The organism is Streptomyces sp. NPDC039465 (assembly GCF_055639315.1).
In genome coordinates, this window is record NZ_JBVKAP010000002.1 from 263,627 (window position 1) to 284,623 (window position 20,997).

At 67.2% G+C, this 20,997-nt stretch carries 14 protein-coding genes, 3 pseudogenes and 1 riboswitch; of the genes and pseudogenes, 7 read left to right on the forward strand and 10 right to left on the reverse strand.

Features of this window, described 5'->3' with window-relative positions:
* Nucleotides 1–100, reverse strand: a riboswitch (ZMP/ZTP riboswitch).
* Between the two features lie 132 nt (nt 101–232).
* Both ACZ7LT_RS07410 and exaC read left to right on the forward strand, forming a co-directional pair.
* Nucleotides 233–1,504, forward strand: coding sequence for a GAF domain-containing protein (locus tag ACZ7LT_RS07410; protein ID WP_471235027.1), 1,272 nt, complete (start codon nt 233–235; stop codon nt 1,502–1,504).
* Between the two features lie 55 nt (nt 1,505–1,559).
* Nucleotides 1,560–3,083 (forward strand): acetaldehyde dehydrogenase ExaC, encoded by a 1,524-nt coding sequence (gene exaC, locus ACZ7LT_RS07415; RefSeq protein ID WP_471235028.1) that lies wholly within the window; start codon nt 1,560–1,562, stop codon nt 3,081–3,083.
* A gap of 306 nt (nt 3,084–3,389) precedes the next feature.
* Here exaC and ACZ7LT_RS07420 read toward each other — a convergent pair whose 3' ends face one another.
* The 3 genes and pseudogenes from ACZ7LT_RS07420 to ACZ7LT_RS07430 form a co-directional block, all read right to left on the reverse strand.
* Nucleotides 3,390–4,490, reverse strand: coding sequence for an amidohydrolase family protein (locus ACZ7LT_RS07420; RefSeq protein ID WP_471235029.1), 1,101 nt, complete (start codon nt 4,488–4,490; stop codon nt 3,390–3,392).
* 390 nt (nt 4,491–4,880) lie between these two features.
* The gene (locus tag ACZ7LT_RS07425; protein WP_471235604.1) at nt 4,881–5,858 is read right to left on the reverse strand and encodes a transposase; all 978 of its coding nucleotides are present in this window, start codon (nt 5,856–5,858) and stop codon (nt 4,881–4,883) included.
* A pseudogene (locus ACZ7LT_RS07430) lies at nt 5,851–6,099 on the reverse strand (transposase); the annotation flags it as partial. The gene ACZ7LT_RS07425 and the pseudogene ACZ7LT_RS07430, both read right to left, overlap by 8 nt.
* Before the next feature lie 513 nt (nt 6,100–6,612).
* On the opposite strand from ACZ7LT_RS07430, the gene ACZ7LT_RS07435 reads away from it, so the two are divergent.
* Nucleotides 6,613–7,050: a TnsA-like heteromeric transposase endonuclease subunit gene (locus tag ACZ7LT_RS07435; RefSeq protein ID WP_471235030.1), complete on the forward strand. Its 438-nt coding sequence runs from the start codon at nt 6,613–6,615 to the stop codon at nt 7,048–7,050.
* A 4-nt stretch (nt 7,051–7,054) separates the two neighbouring features.
* Here ACZ7LT_RS07435 and ACZ7LT_RS07440 read toward each other — a convergent pair whose 3' ends face one another.
* The 3 genes and pseudogenes from ACZ7LT_RS07440 to ACZ7LT_RS07450 all read right to left on the reverse strand — a co-directional run bounded on the left by ACZ7LT_RS07440 (nt 7,055) and on the right by ACZ7LT_RS07450 (nt 10,540).
* On the reverse strand, nt 7,055–7,465 hold the full coding sequence (locus ACZ7LT_RS07440) for a hypothetical protein (protein ID WP_471235031.1): 411 nt from the start codon (nt 7,463–7,465) through the stop codon (nt 7,055–7,057).
* 91 nt (nt 7,466–7,556) lie between these two features.
* Nucleotides 7,557–8,098 (reverse strand): annotated as a pseudogene (locus tag ACZ7LT_RS07445) (winged helix-turn-helix domain-containing protein); the annotation flags it as partial.
* Between the two features lie 204 nt (nt 8,099–8,302).
* Nucleotides 8,303–10,540: a CHAT domain-containing protein gene (locus tag ACZ7LT_RS07450; protein ID WP_471235032.1), complete on the reverse strand. Its 2,238-nt coding sequence runs from the start codon at nt 10,538–10,540 to the stop codon at nt 8,303–8,305.
* A 204-nt stretch (nt 10,541–10,744) separates the two neighbouring features.
* On the opposite strand from ACZ7LT_RS07450, the gene ACZ7LT_RS07455 reads away from it, so the two are divergent.
* Nucleotides 10,745–11,941, forward strand: a complete 1,197-nt coding sequence (locus ACZ7LT_RS07455) for a hypothetical protein (RefSeq protein WP_471235033.1) — start codon at nt 10,745–10,747, stop codon at nt 11,939–11,941.
* A complete protein-coding gene (locus tag ACZ7LT_RS07460; protein WP_471235034.1) occupies nt 11,938–14,454 on the forward strand; it encodes a caspase family protein in 2,517 nt (838 codons plus the stop codon). Before ACZ7LT_RS07455 ends, ACZ7LT_RS07460 begins: the two co-directional genes overlap by 4 nt.
* 268 nt (nt 14,455–14,722) lie before the next feature.
* Here ACZ7LT_RS07460 and ACZ7LT_RS07465 read toward each other — a convergent pair whose 3' ends face one another.
* Nucleotides 14,723–15,190, reverse strand: coding sequence for an NUDIX hydrolase (locus tag ACZ7LT_RS07465; protein WP_471235035.1), 468 nt, complete (start codon nt 15,188–15,190; stop codon nt 14,723–14,725).
* Nucleotides 15,191–16,348: 1,158 nt separating this feature from the next.
* Nucleotides 16,349–16,489: pseudogene (locus ACZ7LT_RS07470) on the reverse strand (IS982 family transposase); the annotation flags it as partial.
* A gap of 128 nt (nt 16,490–16,617) precedes the next feature.
* Here ACZ7LT_RS07470 and ACZ7LT_RS07475 point away from each other — a divergent pair.
* Nucleotides 16,618–16,914, forward strand: a complete 297-nt coding sequence (locus ACZ7LT_RS07475) for a hypothetical protein (protein WP_471235036.1) — start codon at nt 16,618–16,620, stop codon at nt 16,912–16,914.
* Nucleotides 16,915–16,932: 18 nt separating this feature from the next.
* On the opposite strand, the gene ACZ7LT_RS07480 is transcribed toward ACZ7LT_RS07475, so the two are convergent.
* Nucleotides 16,933–17,847 (reverse strand): IS982 family transposase, encoded by a 915-nt coding sequence (locus tag ACZ7LT_RS07480; RefSeq protein ID WP_471235037.1) that lies wholly within the window; start codon nt 17,845–17,847, stop codon nt 16,933–16,935.
* Between the two features lie 120 nt (nt 17,848–17,967).
* Nucleotides 17,968–19,308, reverse strand: a complete 1,341-nt coding sequence (locus tag ACZ7LT_RS07485; protein ID WP_471235038.1) for a helix-turn-helix domain-containing protein — start codon at nt 19,306–19,308, stop codon at nt 17,968–17,970.
* 138 nt (nt 19,309–19,446) lie between these two features.
* On the opposite strand from ACZ7LT_RS07485, the gene ACZ7LT_RS07490 reads away from it, so the two are divergent.
* Entirely contained in the window at nt 19,447–20,796 is a 1,350-nt protein-coding gene (locus ACZ7LT_RS07490; protein ID WP_471235039.1) for a M64 family metallopeptidase, read from the forward strand.
* Nucleotides 20,797–20,997: the final 201 nt, after the last annotated feature.

Consider the following 20,997-nt stretch of genomic DNA (forward strand, 5'->3'; position numbering starts at 1 on the left):
GATCGTCGCCCAGGCGCACGGCAGTGGCGGAGTCCGGTCGGAGCCCGTCGGGCCGCTCCCCGGTGGTACTCCACCTCACGCGCCAGTCACGGCCCGCGCCTACTGTACGTGAGGCCCAGGGGCGGAGACCGGACAGGGTGCGGCGGGGAGGGTTGTCGGCGTCCCGGGGTGCGGTCACGATGATGCCGCGGGCCCGCCGACAAGGGCCGAAGTCCTGGACGGGGAGGCCGGTTTGGCCGGTGACGCGTGGGTGGGTCCGGAGTCCGACACCAGGGCGCTGCGCGGGGCGCACGACGCGTTCACCTCGGGCGGGGGGCTGCCAAGGCCGCCGGTGCGGGCGCTGGTCGCCGAGTCGTGGCGGCGCTCGGCGCGGGCGAGGGTGAGCCCGGACGGGGCCGCCTGTGTCGAGCTGGACGAGCAGGATCTGGCCGCGTACCGGGAGGCGCATCCACTCGCCCCTGCGATGCCGGTGATCCGGGAGCTGACGGATGCCTATGCGACGGATGGGGAGCATCTGGTCGCGGTGTGCGACGCGTCGGGGCGGCTGATGTGGGTGGAGGGGCATCCGGGGACGCTGCGCAGGGCGCGGCCGATGAATTTCGTGGCCGGGGCGCGCTGGAGCGAGTCGGCGGCGGGAACGAACGCGCCGGGGACGGCGGTCGCGCTGGACCGGCCGGTGCAGGTGTTCTCGGCGGAGCACTTCCGGCGGTCGGTGCAGGCCTGGACGTGCGCGGCGGCGCCGGTGCACGATCCGCACAGCGGGCGGCTGCTCGGCGCCGTCGACATCACCGGCGGCGACCGGCTCGCGCATCCGCACAGCCTGGCGTTCGTCCAAGCGGTGGCGCGGGCCGCCGAGTCCCAGCTGGCGCTGCTCGCCCCTCCCCCGGACACGGACCGGATGCGGCTGGAGGCGCTGGGCCGCAGCGAGGCACTGCTGACGCTGGAGGGGCGCAGGGTGCGGCTGAGCCGTCGGCACAGCGAGCTCGTGGTCGTGCTGGCGCGCCGTCCCGAGGGCGTGAGCGGTGAGGAGCTGCTGACGCTGCTGTACGAGGACGCGTCGGTGCCGCCGGTCACGCTGCGGGCCGAACTGTCGCGGTTGCGGGGGCTGCTCGGCGCGGACGTCCTGCGCTCACGCCCGTACCGGCTGGCCAGGACCGTCGACGCGGACTTCGACGCGGTGGCGCGCAGGCTCGGCTCGGGGGCGCTGTCGGCGGCGCTCGGGGTGTACGCGGGGCCGCTGTTGCCGGGCTCGTGCGCCCCCGGGGTCGTACGGCTGCGGGAGCGGCTCGCGGGGCAGCTGCGGGCGGCGCTGGTGGACCGAGGCGATCCGCGGCTGCTGGCGGACTGGGCGTACAGCGCGTGGGGCGAGGACGATCCGGTGGTGTGGCGGGCGCTCGCGCGGGTGGTTCCGGCGAGCGGCCGGGCTCCGGTCCTTGCCCGGCTGCGGGCGCTGGACGCCGAACTGTCCGCCGGTGCAACGGGGTTGCAACGTCAAGGCTCCTAGCCTCGCCGGGAGCGCCGGCCAAGGGCGGCCGGTGCGCTCCGAGGGAGGCGGTTCGATGACGCGTTACGCAGCGCCCGGCACCGACGGCGCGGTCATGTCGTACCAGTCGCGGTACGACCACTGGATCGGCGGGGAGTACGTCGCCCCGGCGCGCGGGCAGTACTTCGAGAACCCGAGCCCGGTGGACGGCCGCCCCTTCACCGAGGTCGCCCGGGGCACCGCCGAGGACGTCGAGCGCGCACTGGACGCGGCGCACGCGGCCGCGCCGGCCTGGGGCCGTACGGCGCCCGCCGACCGCGCCGCCGTGCTGCTGAAGATCGCGGACCGGATGGAGGCGCATCTGGAGGAGCTGGCCGTCGCGGAGAGCTGGGAGAACGGCAAGCCGGTCCGCGAGACCCTGGCGGCCGACATTCCGCTGGCCATCGACCACTTCCGCTACTTCGCGGGCGCCCTGCGCGGCCAGGAGGGCTCGCTGAGCGAGGTCGACGACGACACCGTCGCGTACCACTTCCACGAGCCGCTGGGCGTGGTCGCGCAGATCATCCCGTGGAACTTCCCGATCCTGATGGCGACGTGGAAGCTGGCGCCGGCGCTGGCCGCCGGGAACGCGGTCGTCCTGAAGCCCGCCGAACAGACCCCGGTGTCCGTCCACTTCTGGATGAGCCTGGTCGCCGATCTGCTCCCGCCGGGTGTGGTGAACATCGTCAACGGCTTCGGCGCGGAGGCGGGCAAGCCGCTCGCGTCGTCGCCGCGGGTGGCGAAGATCGCGTTCACCGGGGAGACCACGACGGGGCGGCTGATCATGCAGTACGCCTCCGAGAACCTCAAACCGGTCACGCTGGAGCTGGGCGGCAAGTCGCCGAACATCTTCTTCGACGACGTCTGGTCGGCGGACGACGAGTTCCGGGACAAGGCGCTCGAAGGGTTCACGATGTTCGCCCTGAACCAGGGCGAGGTGTGCACCTGTCCGTCGCGCGCGCTGATCCAGCGCGGCCACTACAGCGAGTTCCTGGAGGCGGCGGTCGCCCGGACCGAGCGGATCCTGCCGGGCCACCCCCTCGACACGGACACGATGATCGGCGCGCAGGCCTCCGACGACCAGCTGCAGAAGATCCTCTCCTACCTGGACATCGGCCAGCAGGAGGGCGCGAAGATCCTGACGGGTGGTCAGCGCCTCGAGTACGACGGCGAGCTGGCGGGCGGCTACTACGTCCAGCCGACGATTTTCGAGGGCGACAACCGGATGCGGATCTTCCAGGAGGAGATCTTCGGCCCGGTGGTGGCGGTGACCTCGTTCACCGACTTCGACGACGCGATCAAGACGGCCAACGACACGCTCTACGGCCTGGGCGCGGGCGTCTGGACCCGCGACATCAACACGGCCTACCGCGCGGGCCGCGCGATCCAGGCGGGCCGGGTGTGGACGAACTGCTACCACGCGTACCCGGCGCATGCGGCGTTCGGGGGGTACAAGCAGTCGGGGATCGGCCGCGAGACGCACAAGATGATGCTGGACCACTACCAGCAGACGAAGAACTTATTGGTCAGCTACTCCCCCAAGAAGCTCGGATTCTTCTAAGCAAGAGAGAACGGCGTCTGGCCTGCATAAAAGCCCTGCCAGGCGCCGCTCTCAAACCTCATGACAGTAATCGAATCCGTTCATTCTTCGGCTGTTTCCCGCTGAGATCCCGCCTCGTGGAGAAGATCCGGGCCATACACGGGCCAGAGCAAGCTCAGGTACACCCTCACACCAGCAGACACTGGCCACCTTCGCCGCCCGTAGCCGGCAAGAATGCCCGTGACCAACGCCGTCCTCAATCGCGATCAGCTCTCCAGGCGGCGCTAAGGGCTGTCCGTAATCCTTGGTGGATCAGCGGGACAGCCCTTAGGCGCGCCTCAGCGCGGGCAACAGGCGGAGCGCGTTGTCGCGGTTGATGCCGCGTCGTTGGCGGTCGGTGAAGACGGGGTCGGTCTCGATGGCCGGCACCGTGAAGTCGGTGATGATGTCTGGGGAGGCGGCCGGCCAGTCGGTGCCGAAGAGGATCCGGTCGGCGCCGGCGGTGGCCACCAGAGTGCCCGAGGGGGCCGACGGGCCCGCCGTGTCGTAGTAGAAGCGGTGGAGGTAGTCCCGTACACGGGCAGCATCGAGGGGTGGAGTGCAGAAGCCGCCGAAGGCCTCCATGCGGGTGGCGATCTGAGGGAGGAATCCTCCGGCGTGCGGCAGGATGACTGACAGGTGCGGGTAGCGGTCGAGTGTCCTGGTACGGATCAGGTTCACAGCAGCACGCGTGGTGTCCAGCAGGAAATCGCACATGAAGTTCGGAATTCCGGGGACGGTGGGCACGCCGGGTGTTCCGCCCGGGAGGTCGAGCGGATGCGTGAAGAGGACCGCGGCGCGCTCGTCGAGTTCGGCGAGGAAGCGGTCGTGCGAGGGATCACCGAGGTAGACACCGTTGTGGTTGGCTTTCACGCTGGCTCCGACGGCACCGAGCTCGTCGAAGGCGCGGCGGAGAGCCCACGTGGTCACTTCGGGATGGTCCAGGACAGCAGGAGCGAGGACGGCGAAACGGCCCGGGTGGAGGGCCACCAGGTCGGCCATCGCCTCGAAGACGACGGTGAGACCTTCCCTGGCCTGCGCCGCGGTGCGGTACTGGTCCTGCATGGTCGGGTTGAGCACCGCGGTCGCGATTCCTACCCGGTCCATCAGCGCCAGGGTGGAGTCCAGATCCCAACGCGCCCACCACAGCAGCTCCTGCCGCCGCACCAGGCCCTCACGCTCCGCCCAGTCCACCCATGCCGGAGCGGTGAAATGGTGGTGGACGTCGATCCTTGCCCGGCCGGCGTCATCGCCGCTCCCCGAGCCCCGCGGCACCGCTTCCCCCCTGGCCAGAGCGCTGGACTCGCCCGTGGCAGCGACGGTGGTCGCCAACGCCCCGCCGGCGATGAGCAGACTGCGCCGGCTCATGGCCCGGGTCGATTCGGACATCCGCGTTCCCCATCCGTAGCGCCATCGGTTTGCCGCACCACGATGGCCCGTCGGCGGGCCCACGATCACCACGGCGTGCCCTGTTCGAGGTCGGTTCCCTCGGACGGACGCGGTCCAGCCCATCGTCTGCCACGAAATCCCAGGCCAGGATCCCTTCACGGCCGGCTCACGTACGAAGTCGGGGGCCGTCGCGTCCGACGGCCCCCGTTCCGGGTGATCAGCAGCAGGTGGCGGTCGCGGTGTCGTTGCCGCGTGCGTTGCTGCCGGCCCGGCGATTCAGATGATGCCGGTCCCGGACGACGGGACCGCGCTGCTAGCCGATCACCCCACCCATGCCCAGTCAACGCCGCAGCAGCCACACCAGTTACGGGACAACCTTTAGCTTGATCTTTAACCTGTGCGGCGGGGTCGTGGGGTCGTCGGCTTCGCCTTCCTGGACGCTGAAGTGACCGTTGTGCGGGGTGTGTGGACGTCATGACGTGGGGTGGGCCGCGTGTTCTTGCGTCCTGGTGGACGTCCAGGTCCGGGGCGGGTGGGTTTCGGTGCTTGGGCTGGGCAGGCGGTGTTGGGGCGGATGTGCCGGAAGTCGCGACGGACTCGAGCTGGAGTGAGGCGGTCGGACGAGGTGGGTTTCTCCCATGGACGATGTCGGTCGGCCGCCAGTGGCCGGGCCAGTCGCAGTTGGGTGTAGGCCGCGAGGATCAGCCATGTCCAGCGGTCCGCCGCCTGGGGTGTGCGGACCTTCGGGCAGGTCCAGCCGAGGGTCTGTTTGAACAGGCGGAAGGTGTGCTCGATGTCGAAACGACGCAGGTATGCCTGCCAGAGTCGGTCGGTGTCCGCTTCGGTGGCGTCGGTGCCCGACCACCACAGCCAGACCGGCTTCGGGGTGGCTCCGCTGGGCAGATGATCGATGTCCAGGCGGATCACGGTCCCCTCGACGATCGGGAGGGTGCCGTCGGCCGCGGCCCAGGAAGAACGGTGGGTGAGTTTGGGGTGGAGCCGGTCCCACGAGCGTGCTCGGGCGGTGCCGTAGAGGCGGGTGTCGGTGACGGTTTCGGTGTCCGGGGTGCCCCAGGTGTCGGGCTGCCCGAAGACGAACTCGCCGCCGTGCCGGGGCGGCCGGCCCGTGGTGTGAGGCTGCCGCGGCGGGGCTGGCCTGCGCAGGACGCGGTCCGACCGCATCCTGGCCAGGAGCTGGACCGGCAGATCCCGCAGGAGGTGGGCCAGGCGGGGTGCGTCGTATCCCGTGTCCGCGATGACGAGGACATCCGGGTCGCCGACCTGCCACTGGCCTGCCGTGATCAGCCGCTCGATCAGCTCGCGCAGCTGCCGGGCGGTGACGGTGGCGGTGTCGTCTCCGGGTGCCAGACAGCAGAGCGTCCAGCGGGGCGGTCCACGAGCTGCGGCCCGGCTCCAGCGCGCAGACGATCGAGTACGGCCACCCGGGAACGGGGATGTGCTGGTCCTTGCTCCGACCGTAGGTGTGGCACAGGATCCGCTCTGGTGAGGTGTGGGCGTCGGGCCGCAGCCAGCACGTGACATCGACGGCCAGGACCAGCCGGCCATCGGCCGCCCGCGGCAGCGACACCGAGGCCAGGGCCTGCCGCATCCGATCCGCGTCGACCCGGCCCTTTGAGACAGCGGCGTAGAGGCCCCCCGTGACCACGGCGGTGTTCGCCCACCAGCGACAGCTCGACCGGCGACTTCACCGGCCCGTCACCGCACAAGATCGCGTCGGCCAGCTCGAACAGCGCATCCGAACGAGCGGTGAGACAGCAGTAGAACTCGCCCCGGAAGCGTGACAGTTCGGCTGGCGGTTCCTGCCGGACATCGCGATGCAGCAGACTCATCCTCACGGCCTTCGTGCTGGACGTGTGTGTTCCTTGGTCGGAGCACATGTTCAGACGAAGGCCGCTTCCGCGTACGGCGGATCCCGAACCGAGTGATCAAGTACGACGTACCGTTCGATGGCGCACGTTAAAGATCAAGTTAGTCGTGAGGGGGTGCGGGCTGGGGGTGTCGTATGTCGGTATCGGCTGGGTTGGAAGGGGCGGCGCCGTACGTCGAGGTGTCGAGTGTGGTGGGCAGGCGCTAGCGTCGACGGCGTCCGCTGTTGGACTGCGTGTCGGTCAGGCTCAAGGACGCTCGTCCGGCGGGGCCGTTTCGGTGGCCGCCGGGCGGGCGCTATTTCCCGGGCTGGTACTGGGCGGCGACGACTCGGCAGCATGTCGGTTTCGAGTCGTGGCTGGAGCGGGACCGTCTCGTGCTCATGGATTTCGACCCGGCTGTGGTGAGTGTCGCCTCCCAGGCGTTCTGGCTGCACTGGCACGACGGTACGCGTGAGCGTCGGCATGCCCCGGACTTCTCCATGCGCCGCGCGGATGGCTCGGCCGTGGTCGTCGACGTCCGGGCCGACAACTGCATCGCACCGCGCGATGCCGAAACGTTCGAGTTGACGCGCCGGGCCTGCGCCGAGGCCGGGTGGGGCTTCGAGCGGGTGGGTGTGCAGTTCGGCTCCGTCCGTCGGGCGGGGGGTGCACAGCACGAGTGGATCATATGAACGATCAGCGCACCGGTCGCGCCAACTTCCGTACGCTGGACCCATTCTGAAGTTTCAGTTCGTCATCCTGCGCGACCACTCCGGCATGCGGGCACAGCGGCTGGGACCCGGAGGGGCTGAAGGAAGACCTGGACCCGGACGGTGAGCGCCGGATCGCCGCGCGCATAAACAAGTCGGCGAGGTGCCGCACGTAGCGGCTGTGGCACCACTCACTGAGCTCGCCGCATCCCGTACATCCCGCTGGAGCAGCGGACCGCGTGCGGGCGCGGACCGACACAGCAGCATCGGAAACATCGGCCGAGATCACCAGCACATTGGCCAACTGCGGTAATAAGTTCGGCAGTTCAACAGAACACAGCCAGAGGGTGCCCACTGCACGACCGATCAACCGCCGCCGCCGCGAAATGATCTCCACCTACGAAAATCTTGCCAGAGCCACTTACTGAAGTTGAACCCGTGAAGTCGCGTGGTGCTCAAGCAGTCGGATGGCCAGACATCTTTGTTGGCGTCCTGGAGAATCCGGCTTCGTCCTCGAAGACGAGCCAGGCTCCACGGGCCGCCACGAGTCTTCCGCGCAGGGCCACACCTCCTTGACCCACCCGGCCACCGCGTCGTCGTCCCGGCTCCATGGCCCGTCGGGCTGGCACCTGGCAGGACCAGCCGTTGCGTACCATCTGCTTCCGCACGCCCTGGATCGTGTAGGTCAGGTGGAAGCGTCGACCGATCACTGTCTTGATCCGCGCAAGCGTCCACCGCTGGTCCTCCCAGCCGTGGGCGGGAGGCCCATTGGCCAGCTCCGCCTCCAGCTGCGTGAACTGCTTCTGACTCAGCCTCGGCAGCGACGCCGGCCCTGCGACCGCCGAGTTCGCGGACCGCCCTCATCCCACGTCTGCCGCCACCGCTGCACCGACCGGACGCTGACCCGCAGGTCCTTGGCGATCACCGCACTCGCCTCACCCCGAGCGAACCGCTCCGCGGCCTGGAGCCCTAACCGTTCGCGAAACTCCTGGCGTTCGGCGGTCAGTCCGCCCCCTTGTGGATACCGCATGCCCCGGTCCTACCGCACGGACCCAGCAGCCCTCAGCCCATACGACACCACGAGTTAAACCTCAGTAGACGAGCACGCCGACACCAGGGCGAGTACGTCCGGTCCGGGTGAGGAACGGTCGAACTCAGGACCACCTGCGTTAGGCCAGCGTCTGTTCGCGGCTCGCTTCGATCCGGCATGCCCCTCTCACAGCCAGCCCTTGGGTCACGCTGTCCGAGGTGTCGGGGCATCTACTACCTCCACCAGGGGGTGTTGGGGCCCGAAAGTGTTGTGAATCCAGAATTGCGGCGGTGGGCCCTTCCAGAAGAACTCCAGCGAGTCGCCCACTCTGGCTATGAGCTCCAAATTGGCCCCCGCCCTGCCCTTCTGGCCGCCGAAGGTGCTCTGGATCATGCTCACCGCAGCGATCTCCAGATCCTGCGCGATCAGGTAGGGCAGGCTCCACGGGCCACCGGCGACGTCGATTCTGCGGCGCAGGAACATCAGCCCGCCGCTCTCGGCCGGGCATACCAAGAGGAGGTCACCGGGCTCTGCGGTCCGGTCCTGGATGAGGACCGGATTACCCGTCGCCCCACCGGCAAGGGTGCCCGCCATCTCCTGCCAGTCGGTCGGTTCCCCGGTCTCGTTCCAGAGGAACCGCAACGTATGCCCCGTCCTGGCCACGACGTCAAGACTGCCCCGGCCGCCGCCAAGATCGCTCTCCACCACGCCCACCGCCGCGACCTCTCCGAGGTCTGGGGCGAAGACATAGGGGGTGCTCCACGGATAGCCCTGCATGTCGTTCCTGCGACGCAGAAACATCAGGCCGCCACCCAGAGCAGGGCAGACCAGATGAAAGTCACCGGGCTCCCCGTGCCTGGTCTGGATAAGCGCTGGATTGCCGGTCGCCCGCCCGGTGATCGGCTCTGGCGACAGGTGCCAATCGGCCGGCTCCCCGCTGTCATTCCACAGGAAGCGCAGTTCCTCACCTACCCTGGCGACGACTTCCACACTGCTCCGGCCTTCGCCGAGCGCACTCTCCACCATGCCTATCGCGTCGATCTTCCCCATGCTCGGCTCGATGGGGTAGGGGGCGCCCCAGGGGACGCCGTGGACGTCGTTCTTGCGACGCATGTAGATGAGCCCGCAGTTCGGCCCGGGGCAGACCAGTTCGAAGTCGCTGGGTGTGAACTCCCCGGGCCTGACCTCGGTGGAGCCTCCGGGCTTGGTCTGGATCAGCACCGGGTTGCCGCTAATATGCGCGCTCTTGGAGGCGCTGGTCGCGATCAGCCGCTCCTCGTCGCGCCGAACATCCTCCGCGATCCTTTCCTGCTGGGATTCGTGCCGCTCGAAGTCGAACAGTCGGATGTCCTTGTCGTCTCGTACGTAGAGCACAGGCGTCGCCCACTCGAGACTCTTGTCGTCGCTCAGCAGCATTGCGAGCCGCCCTTGGTGCACCGCCACGTCGATGGGGCGGCCGAGACCGACCAGTGCCTGGTAGAAGTAACGGGAGAACGCGATCGCCGCCCTATCGGTCACCCTGAACTGCATGGCGACCACGGCCGGGACGAATCGCAGCAGCGCCGCAGCCACACTGGAGAAGAGGTCGTCCTCGCTCCCCTTTCCGGTCTCACACCCGTTCAGGACCACAAGTTGCGGTTGCGGGTGGGCTTGCTGGATGGCCTTGCCCATAGTGCCAGCATGGATAAGCAGCTTGCGGCCAAGCTCGTCACCGAAGACGAGTGCGCCTTCTTCTTCCTCAGGGTCGTACTCGCCGTGGCCGACGTAGTGGAGCACATGGCACCCACCGGACTCGGAGATGAACTGGTCTAGCATCTTGGTCCAGTTTTCCGCATTCACCCAGCGCATTTGGGCGAGGCGCCCTTTGGTGAGCTGTCTCAGACTGTTCCTCAGGTCGCGCTGCTCCCTCACCACGTCTAGGGGCTTTCCGAAGGGCGGCACGGATGCAAGTCCCATCACCTGGACCGGGGGCTGTGTCGAAAGCGGCCCGAGAGGCCGGGACAGATTCACACAGCGGACGATCTCGTCCTCGAGGCACACGTATCCAAATTCCTTGTTGTGCATCAACTCCCAAGGCAGCGCGGTCAGTTCCGGGGCGTCCATGCAGAGCAACATCCGCAACTTTTCACCCCGAGCCGCGGCTTGCCGCCGCCGCTCGGAATAGAGCCCGCCCACATCACCGGGAAATAGAGCACAGAACATCTCGTCACCGATTTCGCGGGCGGACAGCCCCCTCGCGGCGGAGGCCCCGTGCGGGGATCTACTGATCAGCGAAGTCGGCTGCGTGCCCTCCTGTAGCACGCCGAATCGCTCCCTAATACCTTCGACATTCAATGAAACATTCTCAACCGTGACCGGTGGTGCGGTTCCCGCGGCTGCACTGACCGAATAGCTGCCATCCTTGCCCGAGATTTCCAATGCAAAAGTATTGCGTTCCACCACTTCTCTCGCCTCCCGAGCGTCGGACATCCACACCGGGCTGAATCCCAAGTTTACCGGTCTCGGCCCATCAGGCCGGTTGCCAGAGGGCCTTGAAAGCAGTGGACAACCGCACCTGATGGTTGCAAGCTGGAAGAACCACGCCTAGCCAGCTTCATATGCTCTTCAGATGCGTTGGGGGTAGTGATGCGGGGCTCATTGGTACTCGTGCACGGCACTGGCGTTCGCGAGGGGCTTGAGCAAACGCTCAAGCGGGTCCGTGATGGCGCATCAAAATGGCTGGAGCTGCCTCCCGAGTCCATATCCGGGCCCGCCTGGGGCCAAGAGCTCGGGCCGGCGGACCTTGACGTGACGCGGGTACTGCCGCCCTCAATGAGCACACGTGCTGTAGTCGACGACGAGACACTCGAAGGCAGCGAAGCCGACGTAGCCACGTGGGGGCTACTCATCGACGACCCGTTGTTCGAGCTACGGATTCTTGCCACCGCAACCCCTGCCGTAAAGGGTCCCATTTTCGGAGGCGACCCCCGAGAGGTCGAAGTGCAGCAACTGCTCGACGAGGTCCAGGTATCCACGGACGCGCTGCTGGCGGCGGAGGTCACGCCCGACGAGGTCCGTTCTGCCCTTTCGTTCGTCCGCGGTTCGGAGGCCCTCATCGGAGCCGCGCGAGCGGCGAGCGATACCGACTACGAGGAGCTGCTCGCATTCGTGTCCCGATCCGTCGTGGCCAGCATCCTGCACCGCCATCGATCGACCGATCCTCCGCAACTGTCGGCCATCGCGCTCTCCGAAGACGCAAGAACGCAGCTGGTGATCGCGATTGGCTCCGCTATGGCCGGCGTGGCGACCAGGGCGTGGGTGACGCGGGCACTCTGGAAAACCATCGGACCTCTGGCACTGCGCGTCGGAAACACCAAGGCCAGGGAGAATCGGGCCAAGCTGATGAATCCGTTCTCCGACTTCATTCGTGACGTGGCGTTCTATCTACGTCGCGGCGAAGCAGTCCGAAAATATCTCGCCAATGCCATCTCCGACTTGCCTCAGAACGAACCCATTGTGGTGGTGGGGCATAGCCTCGGCGGGATCGCCATGGTGGACCTCTTGTCCGGAGAAGAAGCACCGCGCGTGAACTTGCTGGTGACGGTCGGTTCACAGGCCCCGTACCTGTACCTCCTGGACGCCCTCGAGTCGCTTCGGCCCGGCAAAGGAAGAAAGCCCTTCACTCCTTGGCTAAATATCTACAGCCAGGCAGACTTTCTATCCTTCCGTGCGTCGCCCGCGTTCGACGGGGTGGATGGGATAGTCGACAGGGAAGTTGACGCCGGCGTGCCGTTCCCGGAGTCGCACAGTGCGTACTGGCTCCAGGAAAAGACATACACCCTGATCGGTGAGAACTGGCCATGACGAGCACGTACAAAGACAGTTGGGCCTTGGTGGTCGGAATCGACGCGTACGACGATCCGGAGATCAAGGATCTGACCGGCGCCGTGATGGATGCGTGCGAGGCGGTCAACTGGCTGCGTAAAGCGGGCGTTCCCGACGGCCACATTCTGCTGCACGCACAGCCGACGCCCGTCAGCCTCCCCTCGCTTGAATCGCTTGGAACAGGTGTTCCGTGGCGTGATGCGAGCGAGCCTGATATATGGCAGTCCATTGCCCGGCTTCGCAAATCGAGCGGAAGCCATCTTTTCGTATTCTTCTCGGGGCACGGACTCTATGAACCCTCCACGAAGCGGCTCTTCGTCACGCGAGAAGCCTCGACGGACGCGGTGACCAATCTGGGAATTGAGCAGTACATCGAGCTGTTCCGATCTATGGACTTTCCAGAGCAGCTCCTCATCATGGACGGATGTCAGAACCTTCCGTACAGCGAGAGCCAAAGATCCACGATCAAGGCCGACATGCACAGTGGCGTGACGGGCTTCAATGCCAAGCAGGAGAACACCCTGGTCTTTTGTTTTGCGTGTCAGCAGCGCGAAAGAGCGGTAGAGATAGATGGTCGGGGGTTGTTCCTGAAAAACCTCTTGCCGATCATCGACACACAAGACCCCCTGCCGCAGGTTCTCCACCTGGACTTTGAGACGGGTGAGATCACTATCGACCTGCGCAAGGCAGTCACCGAGATCGTCGGCCCGGAGGTCACGGCGGTCGCCTGGGAACAACGACCTCGCGTTCGTCAGCGGCCCGGGATCGAGGTGTACGGAGCTGGTACCGCGCATCGCGTGCCGCCCCTCCACCTGCCGCCGACTCCGGTGGTCCAGTTGTCCATCGGCGTCAGACCGCCCTCCGCGGCGAAGGACGTCAAAGCCATACTTGTGCAGGTCGAGGACGAACCATATTGGCGTAGAGAGGCCCCCGTACCACCGAAGAAGACGGTGCACGTTCCATGGGAAAACCGGGTGCCCCAGGATACGAACCTGAGCGTTAAGTGCGTACTGAAGAACCTTACTCGCCGACGGAAACCGCTAGAGCGTCGGCTTCGCGTCAGCGATAGGGACCGCCAGATCGTCCTCAACCTGGGATCGCCCCCTCGCGCCGATCGCAGCGCCGCGTCTGCCGAGCGCGGACCGGAAGGCGGCGACCGCGGCAAGTCGTGGGCGGCCACCCATGACGTCGACCGCTACCTGAGAGCCAAACCGAGCGGCGAAAGCCCGACCTGGGTCTACGTCGGGGGTGTGGATTCCAGCGGAACCCCAGCCGCCTCCGCGCTGACTGGTGTTGAGGGACGCATCGCAGCACATCTGACGGATCCACCGGCTAGGATCAAGATTTCGAAGGAAGAAGGAGGTCTATTCCTCTCCGGAAATCTGGACGACCGTGAATTGCTCTTGGGATTCGCCTCGGATATCGCCTCCGCCATTGCTACCACTGCACCGGAGGGTACGTCCGCAGTGATCGAGGAATCTGAGATATTCTCGGAATCCGCAGTGCGGATCACCTTGCCAGAGGGTGGCGCAGAGCGGCTATCCGGCCCCTTGATTGATTCTCCCAGCGTATCCGTCGGCGGGACAGCAAGAACCCTGCGTGAGATCGCAGTAGACCCGGTGATCGCTGTGGTGCCCGGTTTCGTCCCGGTCCGAGTCAACCTTCCATGGGGGTCTTGGTCGGAGTTGGTGGAAGTACTCGACGGGCTCACGAAGAGCGTGCAACTGCCGTCCACCGTCGGAAGCGGTGACGTACCCCTCAGAGTCACCATACTTGGTGACACATGGAAACATCTTCCAGGGTATTCGGTCGTCGGCATCGGCCGGCAGCCACGGAAAGCAATAATCCACGGAGACTGGCAGGACAAGATATCCCCATATTCTCTGCCCGACTCTCGCAACTGGCTACTCGAAGTGGGAGTGAAAGAGTCCATGTGGGGTGTCCGGGTATCACTTCCCGACACCGGTGTGAGATTCCCGCTGCATCCTTTCCTCCCTCTTGCACTGGACATGAGCGAAGACGCGCCTCGGGCGGAACCACTGTCGACCACTCCTTCCACGGACTGGGACGACCTCCTGACCCTGGGCCGCCTGAGTGGGCATGACCCCAAGAGCCTCCTCTCCGCGGCGAAGGCATGGGAACCCGACCCTGTATTGACACTGGCCCGGGCGTACGCCTGCTACTCCGCCGGGTCGGCCCCCTACACCCGGCGCATCCTGAAGCTTCTCCGGGAACGAAAGGCAACCATCCCCGACATCGACGTGCTGGAGGGCGCAACTTGCCTTCGGGAGGACGGTGTCGTGCCCAAGCCTGTGCGCTCCGCGCTCCAGCATCTCGCCGCCTCGGGCGGCGTCCCCGTACTGTGCTGGGGTATAGCCCCAGCCCTGCTGCTCTCGCGGACGATGGGGCTGAACGAGTGGAGTGTGCAATTGGAGGCCATCGAGAGAGCGCTGTCGCCGGTGTCCGTCTGGACGGTCTGGCGGACGCCGTGACGCCCCGGGGCAGGGACGGGGCGTCGTACTGCAACGCCCACCCCATGCCAACCCCATGACCGCCCCTACCAGCACGAGTCCTGCGGGGAAGGGCCGCATCTCATCGCTGCACTGTGCAGAGCACGGGCCAGAGAACATGTAGCCGCAGCCGGGGGACTGTCCCAGTAGGCGCGCAGGGCCAGCTCGCGGTACGTATAACGGCCCTCGTGGCACAGACCGCCGTGGCCGGTGCGTGAATCACTGCAGGTGATGGAGCAAGCTTTGCGTCTCAACCTAGGTAGGGGTACGTGCCGGCAAGATAGTCGCCGATCTGCTGGCGCATACTGGGGCGGATGTCGTACTGGTCAAGGTCCGCCGGTTGGACGAAGCGGACGCCGTCGGCCTCGTCGTTGATGGTGGGCTCACCGCCGACGCGGCGGCCGATGTAGGTGTTCTCGTACTGCTGGCGGATCTCGCCGTCGGTATAGGCAACGATGTGGTGCGGGTTGGTGTAGACGCCAAGGAACCCGGTGATCTCGGCGACGACGCCGGTCTCCTCCAGGCACTCCCGTACCGCGCACTCGGCCGCCGTCTCGCCGATGTCCTGGGCGCCGCCGGGAAGGGCCCACTGGCCCGTGTCGCGGCGGCGCTGGAGCAGGATCGCGCCGCTGTCGTCGACGACGAGCAGGTTGCTGGCGGGGATGAGGGTGTTCGCCTTCGGAGCGGCGGGGTCGTTGTAGTACTCAGTCCTGCCCATATACGGCGGTCCCCTCCGGGTCGGTGTCCAGGGCCGTGCGCCGGCCCAGACGGGCTCGAGGCCCTGAGCGTAGTTGTCGAACCACCCTGTGCCGCCTGCGTTGTTGAGGTGAAGCAGGGTGGGCGCTGGCCGGCTGACCCCACACGTGTCGGTTGAACCACCAGGTTGTCGTGGTAACGGAACAGAGACGTGTAGAGCGTGGTGTCAGCCCGGGCTGTGCGCACATGCGCGTCGTCCGTGACGTCAAAGGATCCGCCACAGCAGGTGTACGTCGTCGCGGCGGAGACCTTCGACACGACGCTCGACTTCTTTCAGGCTGTCCGGTGCGTGCCTGACCTTCCTGGCGTTCGTCGTGGTACGGCACTGACCCCATCGCCGCAGGTCAAGGCGCCTCAGTAGACAACTTCATGACGTACGTGCCGAGGTCGTGAGTAGGCGAGGTCCCTGGATCTGATGGCGCAGCATGGTGACTGACCAGCCCAACTGGGCACGGCGGACAGCAGCTTCCGCTCTCGGCATGCCAGGCGTCATTGACAATGACGAAATAACTCATGAGGGGATCCCCTACGAATCCGCCACTCCCGGGCTGTTGCTGACCCTGCAAGTGCAGCAGCGCGGTTGAGGCGCTCGGCGTTGTGGATATCGCCGTTGAAGAATCCCAGTTGGGCGAGCCCATGCAAGGCGCGGCCATTTCCGGCCGCCGCTGCTGCGTGTGCCAGGTCCGCGGCGCCCTGATGGTGACCTCGTCCTTCGCTGCGCCATGACATCCACTTGAGACCCTTCGGGTGCTTCGCAGCGGCGGCCACGCTGTAGAAACACTTGGCAGTGGCGTGGTCATGGTGGTCTGACTCTTTCGCGCGCGAAGGCCACCAGGGCATCAGCCTCAGCGTTGGATCGAGGCATGCTCCGTGGAGATCTGTCGGCACCGCCACTGGTTTGTGTGCCGACTCGCCGCCTCCGGGCCGTCGGTCAGGGGTCCACTCCGTGCCGACCAAGATCCGGGCCATACGCGGACCAGCCGCCTGCAGCTTGGCCAAATCGTGGGCGTTTCCGCTGGTCAGCAGCCATTCGAGGCGTGTACCACCAGCACTGGAAGAACCTGCTGGTGTCGTACTCGCCGAAGAAGCTCGGGTTCTTCTAGATGAATGATGCGAAGGGTTAGTGGTCGTAGGCGGTCAGTGAGCGCATGACGGGCTGGCCAGTGTGTTCGTTGTGCCAGATCCCGGCGGCGAGTGCGAGGACGCGCTGCAGGACACGGACGATGACACCGCCGGGGGTGCGGCCCTGGTGGCGTTCGAGCCGGTCTGAGCCGCTTGGCCAGGAATGACCATCCCAGTCCACAATGGATGGTGAGTATGCGCGACGCGGCGTCCACCTCCGCACGCCTAGCGTCGTCGAACGACACGACACCAAACGAGGAGGGCCCCATGTACGTCGTGGTCCAGCACAAGATCTTGAACCCGGAGACAGCGTTTCCCCGCGGCCAGGCCCTTATCGACGGCATCGGAGCGCCGGATGGCACCCGGGTGCTGCAGTTCTACCCGCACGTCGATGGATCCGCCGTGACGTGCCTCTGGGAGACAAAGTCCGTTGAAGACGTCCAGCGCTTCGCCGACACAACTCTCGGGGACTCGAGCATCAACGTCTGCTACGAGGTCGACTCGGAGAAGGCATTCGCCGAGCGTCCACTCGGCCTGAGGCCGTCGTCGGCCCCTGCCGCCTGAGATGAATGATCCGAGGAGTTAGTGGTCGTAGGCGGTCAGCGAGCGCATGACGGGCTGGCCGGTGTGGTCGTTGTGCCAGATTCCGGCCGTGAGTGCGAGGACGCGTTGCAGGACGCGGACCATGACACCGCCGGGAGTGCGGCCTTGGTGGCGTTCGAGGTCGAGTTGGGCTTTGAAGGACTGGTTGACCGATTCGATGGTCTGGCGCAGCGGCCTGAACAGCTCGGACCCGGCCCGCGCGGGCTCGCCCTTGCGGGCCGGCCGCAGCAGTCGGATTCCCCACTGCGTGAGTTCGCGTTCGAACGCGGCGCCGTAGTAGTGGCGGTCGCTGATCAGGGTCTGCCCTGGGTGGGAGCCGACGAGGTCGGACTCGGCGTCGAGGATGCCGAGAAGGGTCTGGCGTTCGTCGGCTTTCGCGCCGGTCAGAGCGAACGCGACGGGCAGCCCGTGGAGGGTGCACACGAGGTGCAGCCGAAGGCCCCAGAAGAAGCGGGAGTGGCTGGCGCAGTAGCCGTACTCGGCCCATCCGGCCAGGTCGGAGCGTTTGACCGTCTCGCGTGAACGTCCGCATTCCACGGGCGTGGAGTCGACGACCCAGACGGTGTCGGTCCACAGCGAGGTGTCCGTGGCGAGCAGGCGGTTGACGTGGGCGATCAGGTCGGCCGCCTTGCGTAGCCGCCTGTTGCAGCCGGACTGCCTTGGCAAGTAGGGGAACAGATGCCGCAGCCGGGCGCGGGCGTGGCGGATCCATCGGTGCTCGGAGGTGAAGCCAAGCAGGGCCTGCATCACGGCGAGGGTGACCAGCTCGGCGTCACTGAGCCGGGGCGCGATGCCGATCCTGGGCCGCCACGGCGCCAGGTGCGGCGATTCCTTCAGCAGGTCATCGGTCTTCACGTAGAGCGCGGTAGCGAGGGAGTCTAGGTCGGGCGTCACAACCGATCTTTGGACTCCCTCGCTTCATGTCATGCGCGACAGCGAGCCCTTCGCATCATTCATCTAGAGCGGTGAAGTCCGTCGCCTGGAGAGGAGTTGCCCTCAGACGGAAACCACCCGTCACTGCCGCGGGAACGCCAGTGCCGTCGGAGCCGGCCCCAGCGTCGTCGTGCCCGGGAGCGACCGGTGGCCGAGCCCCGTGCGGTACGCGTCCAGCGCGGCCTCGGTGCGGCCGCCGCGGCGCAGAAGGTCGCCCAGCAGCCGGCACAGATCGGCGAGGTCGCCGCTCGCGCCGCTGCGCTCCAGCAGCCCCAGCGCCATGACGTAGTGCTCCTCGGCGGTCTCCATGTCCCCCCGCTCCTCGGCGATCAGCCCGAGCAGCCTGTGCGCACCCCCCGCGTGCACCGCGCCGTGCCGGTCACCCAGCTCAAGAAATGCAGAGAGCAGATCCGCCGCCTCGCCGTGCCGTCCGAGCCGCCGGAGGACATCGGCCAACTCCACCTCCACCTGCGCGGTGAACAGCGCCGCGCGTTTGGCGTTCAGCATGTCCCGGGCGGCGCGCAACTCCTGTTCAGCTTCCGCAAGTTCGCCCTTCTGCGCCTGAACGTAGCCGCGCATCCAGTGGCAGTGCGCGAGATCGGTACGCAAGCTCAGCTGCTGGTAGATCGCCTGCGCCTTGGCCAATGAGGCGTCGGCGTCAGCCGTGCGCCCCTCTGCGAGGAAGGTGCGAGCCACCTGCCGGTGCATGCCCGCCACCAGCGCCGGGTTGTCGACCTGCGGAGCCAGCGCCAGGGCTAGCTCGGCAGCATGGGCGGCCCGGGCGTGGGCACCCATGTCGATGTACGGGCCGATCACGGCGGCGTACAGGATGACCAGCGCCTCGGGGTCGGCCAGGCCGCTCGCACCGAGCTCGTCGATGGCGGATTCGAGGAGGTAGCAGGCGTAGCGCAGCTCCCCGGCCAGGAGGTGTGCGACGGCACGGCCCCGGATCGCGCGTACGCGGCGGGGCAGCGGCTCCTCGGCGAGGAGCCGCTCGGCGGCCTGGAAGTGGTGGCCCGCGTCGACCAGTTCACCGGCCTCCAGGGCACAGTCGCCGAGCCCGAGCAGCGCCTCGGCCTGCTCGGGAACGAGTCCGAGGTCCTCCGCGTCGGCGAGGAGTTGGCGGTAGCGCACGGCGGCCTCGTCCGCCGTCCCGGTGGCCAGCTGCTGGTGCGCGTCGGTGAGAGCGAGCCGCAGCTCCGTGGCGAGGTGCGCGGGACGGCCGGTGGCCAGCTCCTCGTACGACGTACCGAGCCGCTCCGCAAGGAAGCGCAGCGCGGTCTCCGAGGGCCTGACCTTGCCCGACTCCAGCGTCGAGACGTACGCGGGGGTGTACGAAGGCTCAGCCAACTGTCGCTGTGTCAGCCCGCGTTGACTGCGCAGCCGCTGTACTCGGTGGCCGATCGTGGCCGGATCGTCCATGCGGACCCCCTGGTTCGTGAACTTCCCAGTATCCAGAAGCAGTAGGCATTGCGCACGCCCTCGCCTTCCCCCTAGGTTAAGCGACTCGTTCAACACATTTACTAACGCGCTTAACTTGCCTGGCAAGGGGCTGATTTCATGCGTTCAGCACGACGCGGAGCCATGGCGGCCGCAGTGGCCGTCGTCCTCACGACCGTACTCGCCGCCACACCCGGAAGCGCCGCTGCGGACCCGACGGCACCCCCCACGGCCGGAGTCGAGGTCGAGATACCCGGGCCGGAACACGGGACGCTCGCCGGGTCCGGCCACACGCACGTGCCGCCCGAGGGCCGGAACCGGCCGGCCTCCCGCCTGTCGGCGACCGAGGCGGCCGCCGACGGCGAGGTGGCCAAGATGGTCGACAACGGCCCCACCGCCGACCGGCTCGACATCGTCGTCGTCGGAGACGGCTACACCGCCGCCGAACTGTCCCGCTTCCACGCCGACGCCCAGCAGAAGTGGGCCGAGCTGACGGCCGTCGAGCCGTACACCACCTACCGCAACCTCTTCAACGTCTGGACGGTCGACGCCGTCTCGAACGAGTCCGGTGTCTCCGGCGACCCCGCTCCCGACACCCTCAGGGACACCGCCCTCGGCTCGTACTTCTGGTGCGACGACATCGAGCGGCTGCTCTGCGTCGACCAGGACAAGGTCGACGGATACGTGGCGAAGGCGCCCGAGGCCGACCTGGTGCTCGTCCTCGCCAACAGCACCAAGTACGGCGGCGCGGGCTACAACGAGCCCAGCAAGACCCTCGGCTACGAGGGCATATCAACGGCCTCGGCGGGCAACGAGAAGTCCGGCCAGGTCGCGATCCACGAGACCGGCCACTCCCTGGGCAAGCTCGCCGACGAGTACTTCTACCCCAACTACCCCGGCTACGAGCGGTACGTAGGCCCCGAGCCCGCCGACTCCAACATCACCAGCTTCACCGCCGACGACCTGGCCGACCGGGGCGCCAAGTGGCACCGCTGGCTCGGTGAGCAGTCTCCCGACGGCGGCACCGTCGGCGCGTACGAGGGCGGCGGCTACTACGTCACTGGGCTGCGGCGCCCCACCGAGAATTCCCTGATGCGCTCCCTCGGCCAGCCCTTCAATCTGCCCGGAGTGGAGGCGATGATCGCCGGCTTCTACCGCGAGGCGCGCATCGCCTCCCCCGTCACGGCCACCGACCGCACCCTCCGCATGGGCGACACCGCCAAAGCCCTCGTGCCCCGGCTGACGGGGGCGGACGGGCGTCAACTCAGGATCCGCTGGTATCTGGACGGGCGGGAGATGAAGTCTCTCGCGGGCCGCACCGACGTACGAGTGTCCGACCTGGCCCTGCGGCTGCTCGACCTTCGGAAGCACACACTGTCCCTCACCGCCGAGGACCGTACGCCCTCGGTTCGGGACCGCGCCATCGCCCGGACGATGAGGTCCACGGTGAGTTGGACGGTCCGGCTCTGACGGCTCCGGCAGGCATGCGTCACGGCCGGACCGCGTCCAGCCCTCGGACGCCGTCGAGGACTGGACGCGGTCCGGCCGTGACCGCCTCGGTTCACCCAGCCGGCGGCGGGGCCAGTTGGGCGGCCCGCGCCCCTTCGCCGAGCCGCTGCGCACCCTTCTCGACCACCTCCTGATCATCACCGACCGGCTGGACCCGCCCGG

Excerpts from the sequence above, each read along its gene's own strand:
- ACZ7LT_RS07475 (WP_471235036.1), top strand. The coding sequence starts at position 16,618 with ATGTACGTCGTGGTCCAGCACAAGATCTTGAACCCGGAGACAGCGTTT.
- ACZ7LT_RS07460 (WP_471235034.1), top strand. The coding sequence starts at position 11,938 with ATGACGAGCACGTACAAAGACAGTTGGGCCTTGGTGGTCGGAATCGAC.
- ACZ7LT_RS07490 (WP_471235039.1), top strand. The coding sequence starts at position 19,447 with ATGCGTTCAGCACGACGCGGAGCCATGGCGGCCGCAGTGGCCGTCGTC.
- ACZ7LT_RS07465 (WP_471235035.1), bottom strand. The coding sequence starts at position 15,190 with ATGGGCAGGACTGAGTACTACAACGACCCCGCCGCTCCGAAGGCGAAC.
- ACZ7LT_RS07485 (WP_471235038.1), bottom strand. The coding sequence starts at position 19,308 with ATGGACGATCCGGCCACGATCGGCCACCGAGTACAGCGGCTGCGCAGT.
- exaC (WP_471235028.1), top strand. The coding sequence starts at position 1,560 with ATGACGCGTTACGCAGCGCCCGGCACCGACGGCGCGGTCATGTCGTAC.
- ACZ7LT_RS07420 (WP_471235029.1), bottom strand. The coding sequence starts at position 4,490 with ATGTCCGAATCGACCCGGGCCATGAGCCGGCGCAGTCTGCTCATCGCC.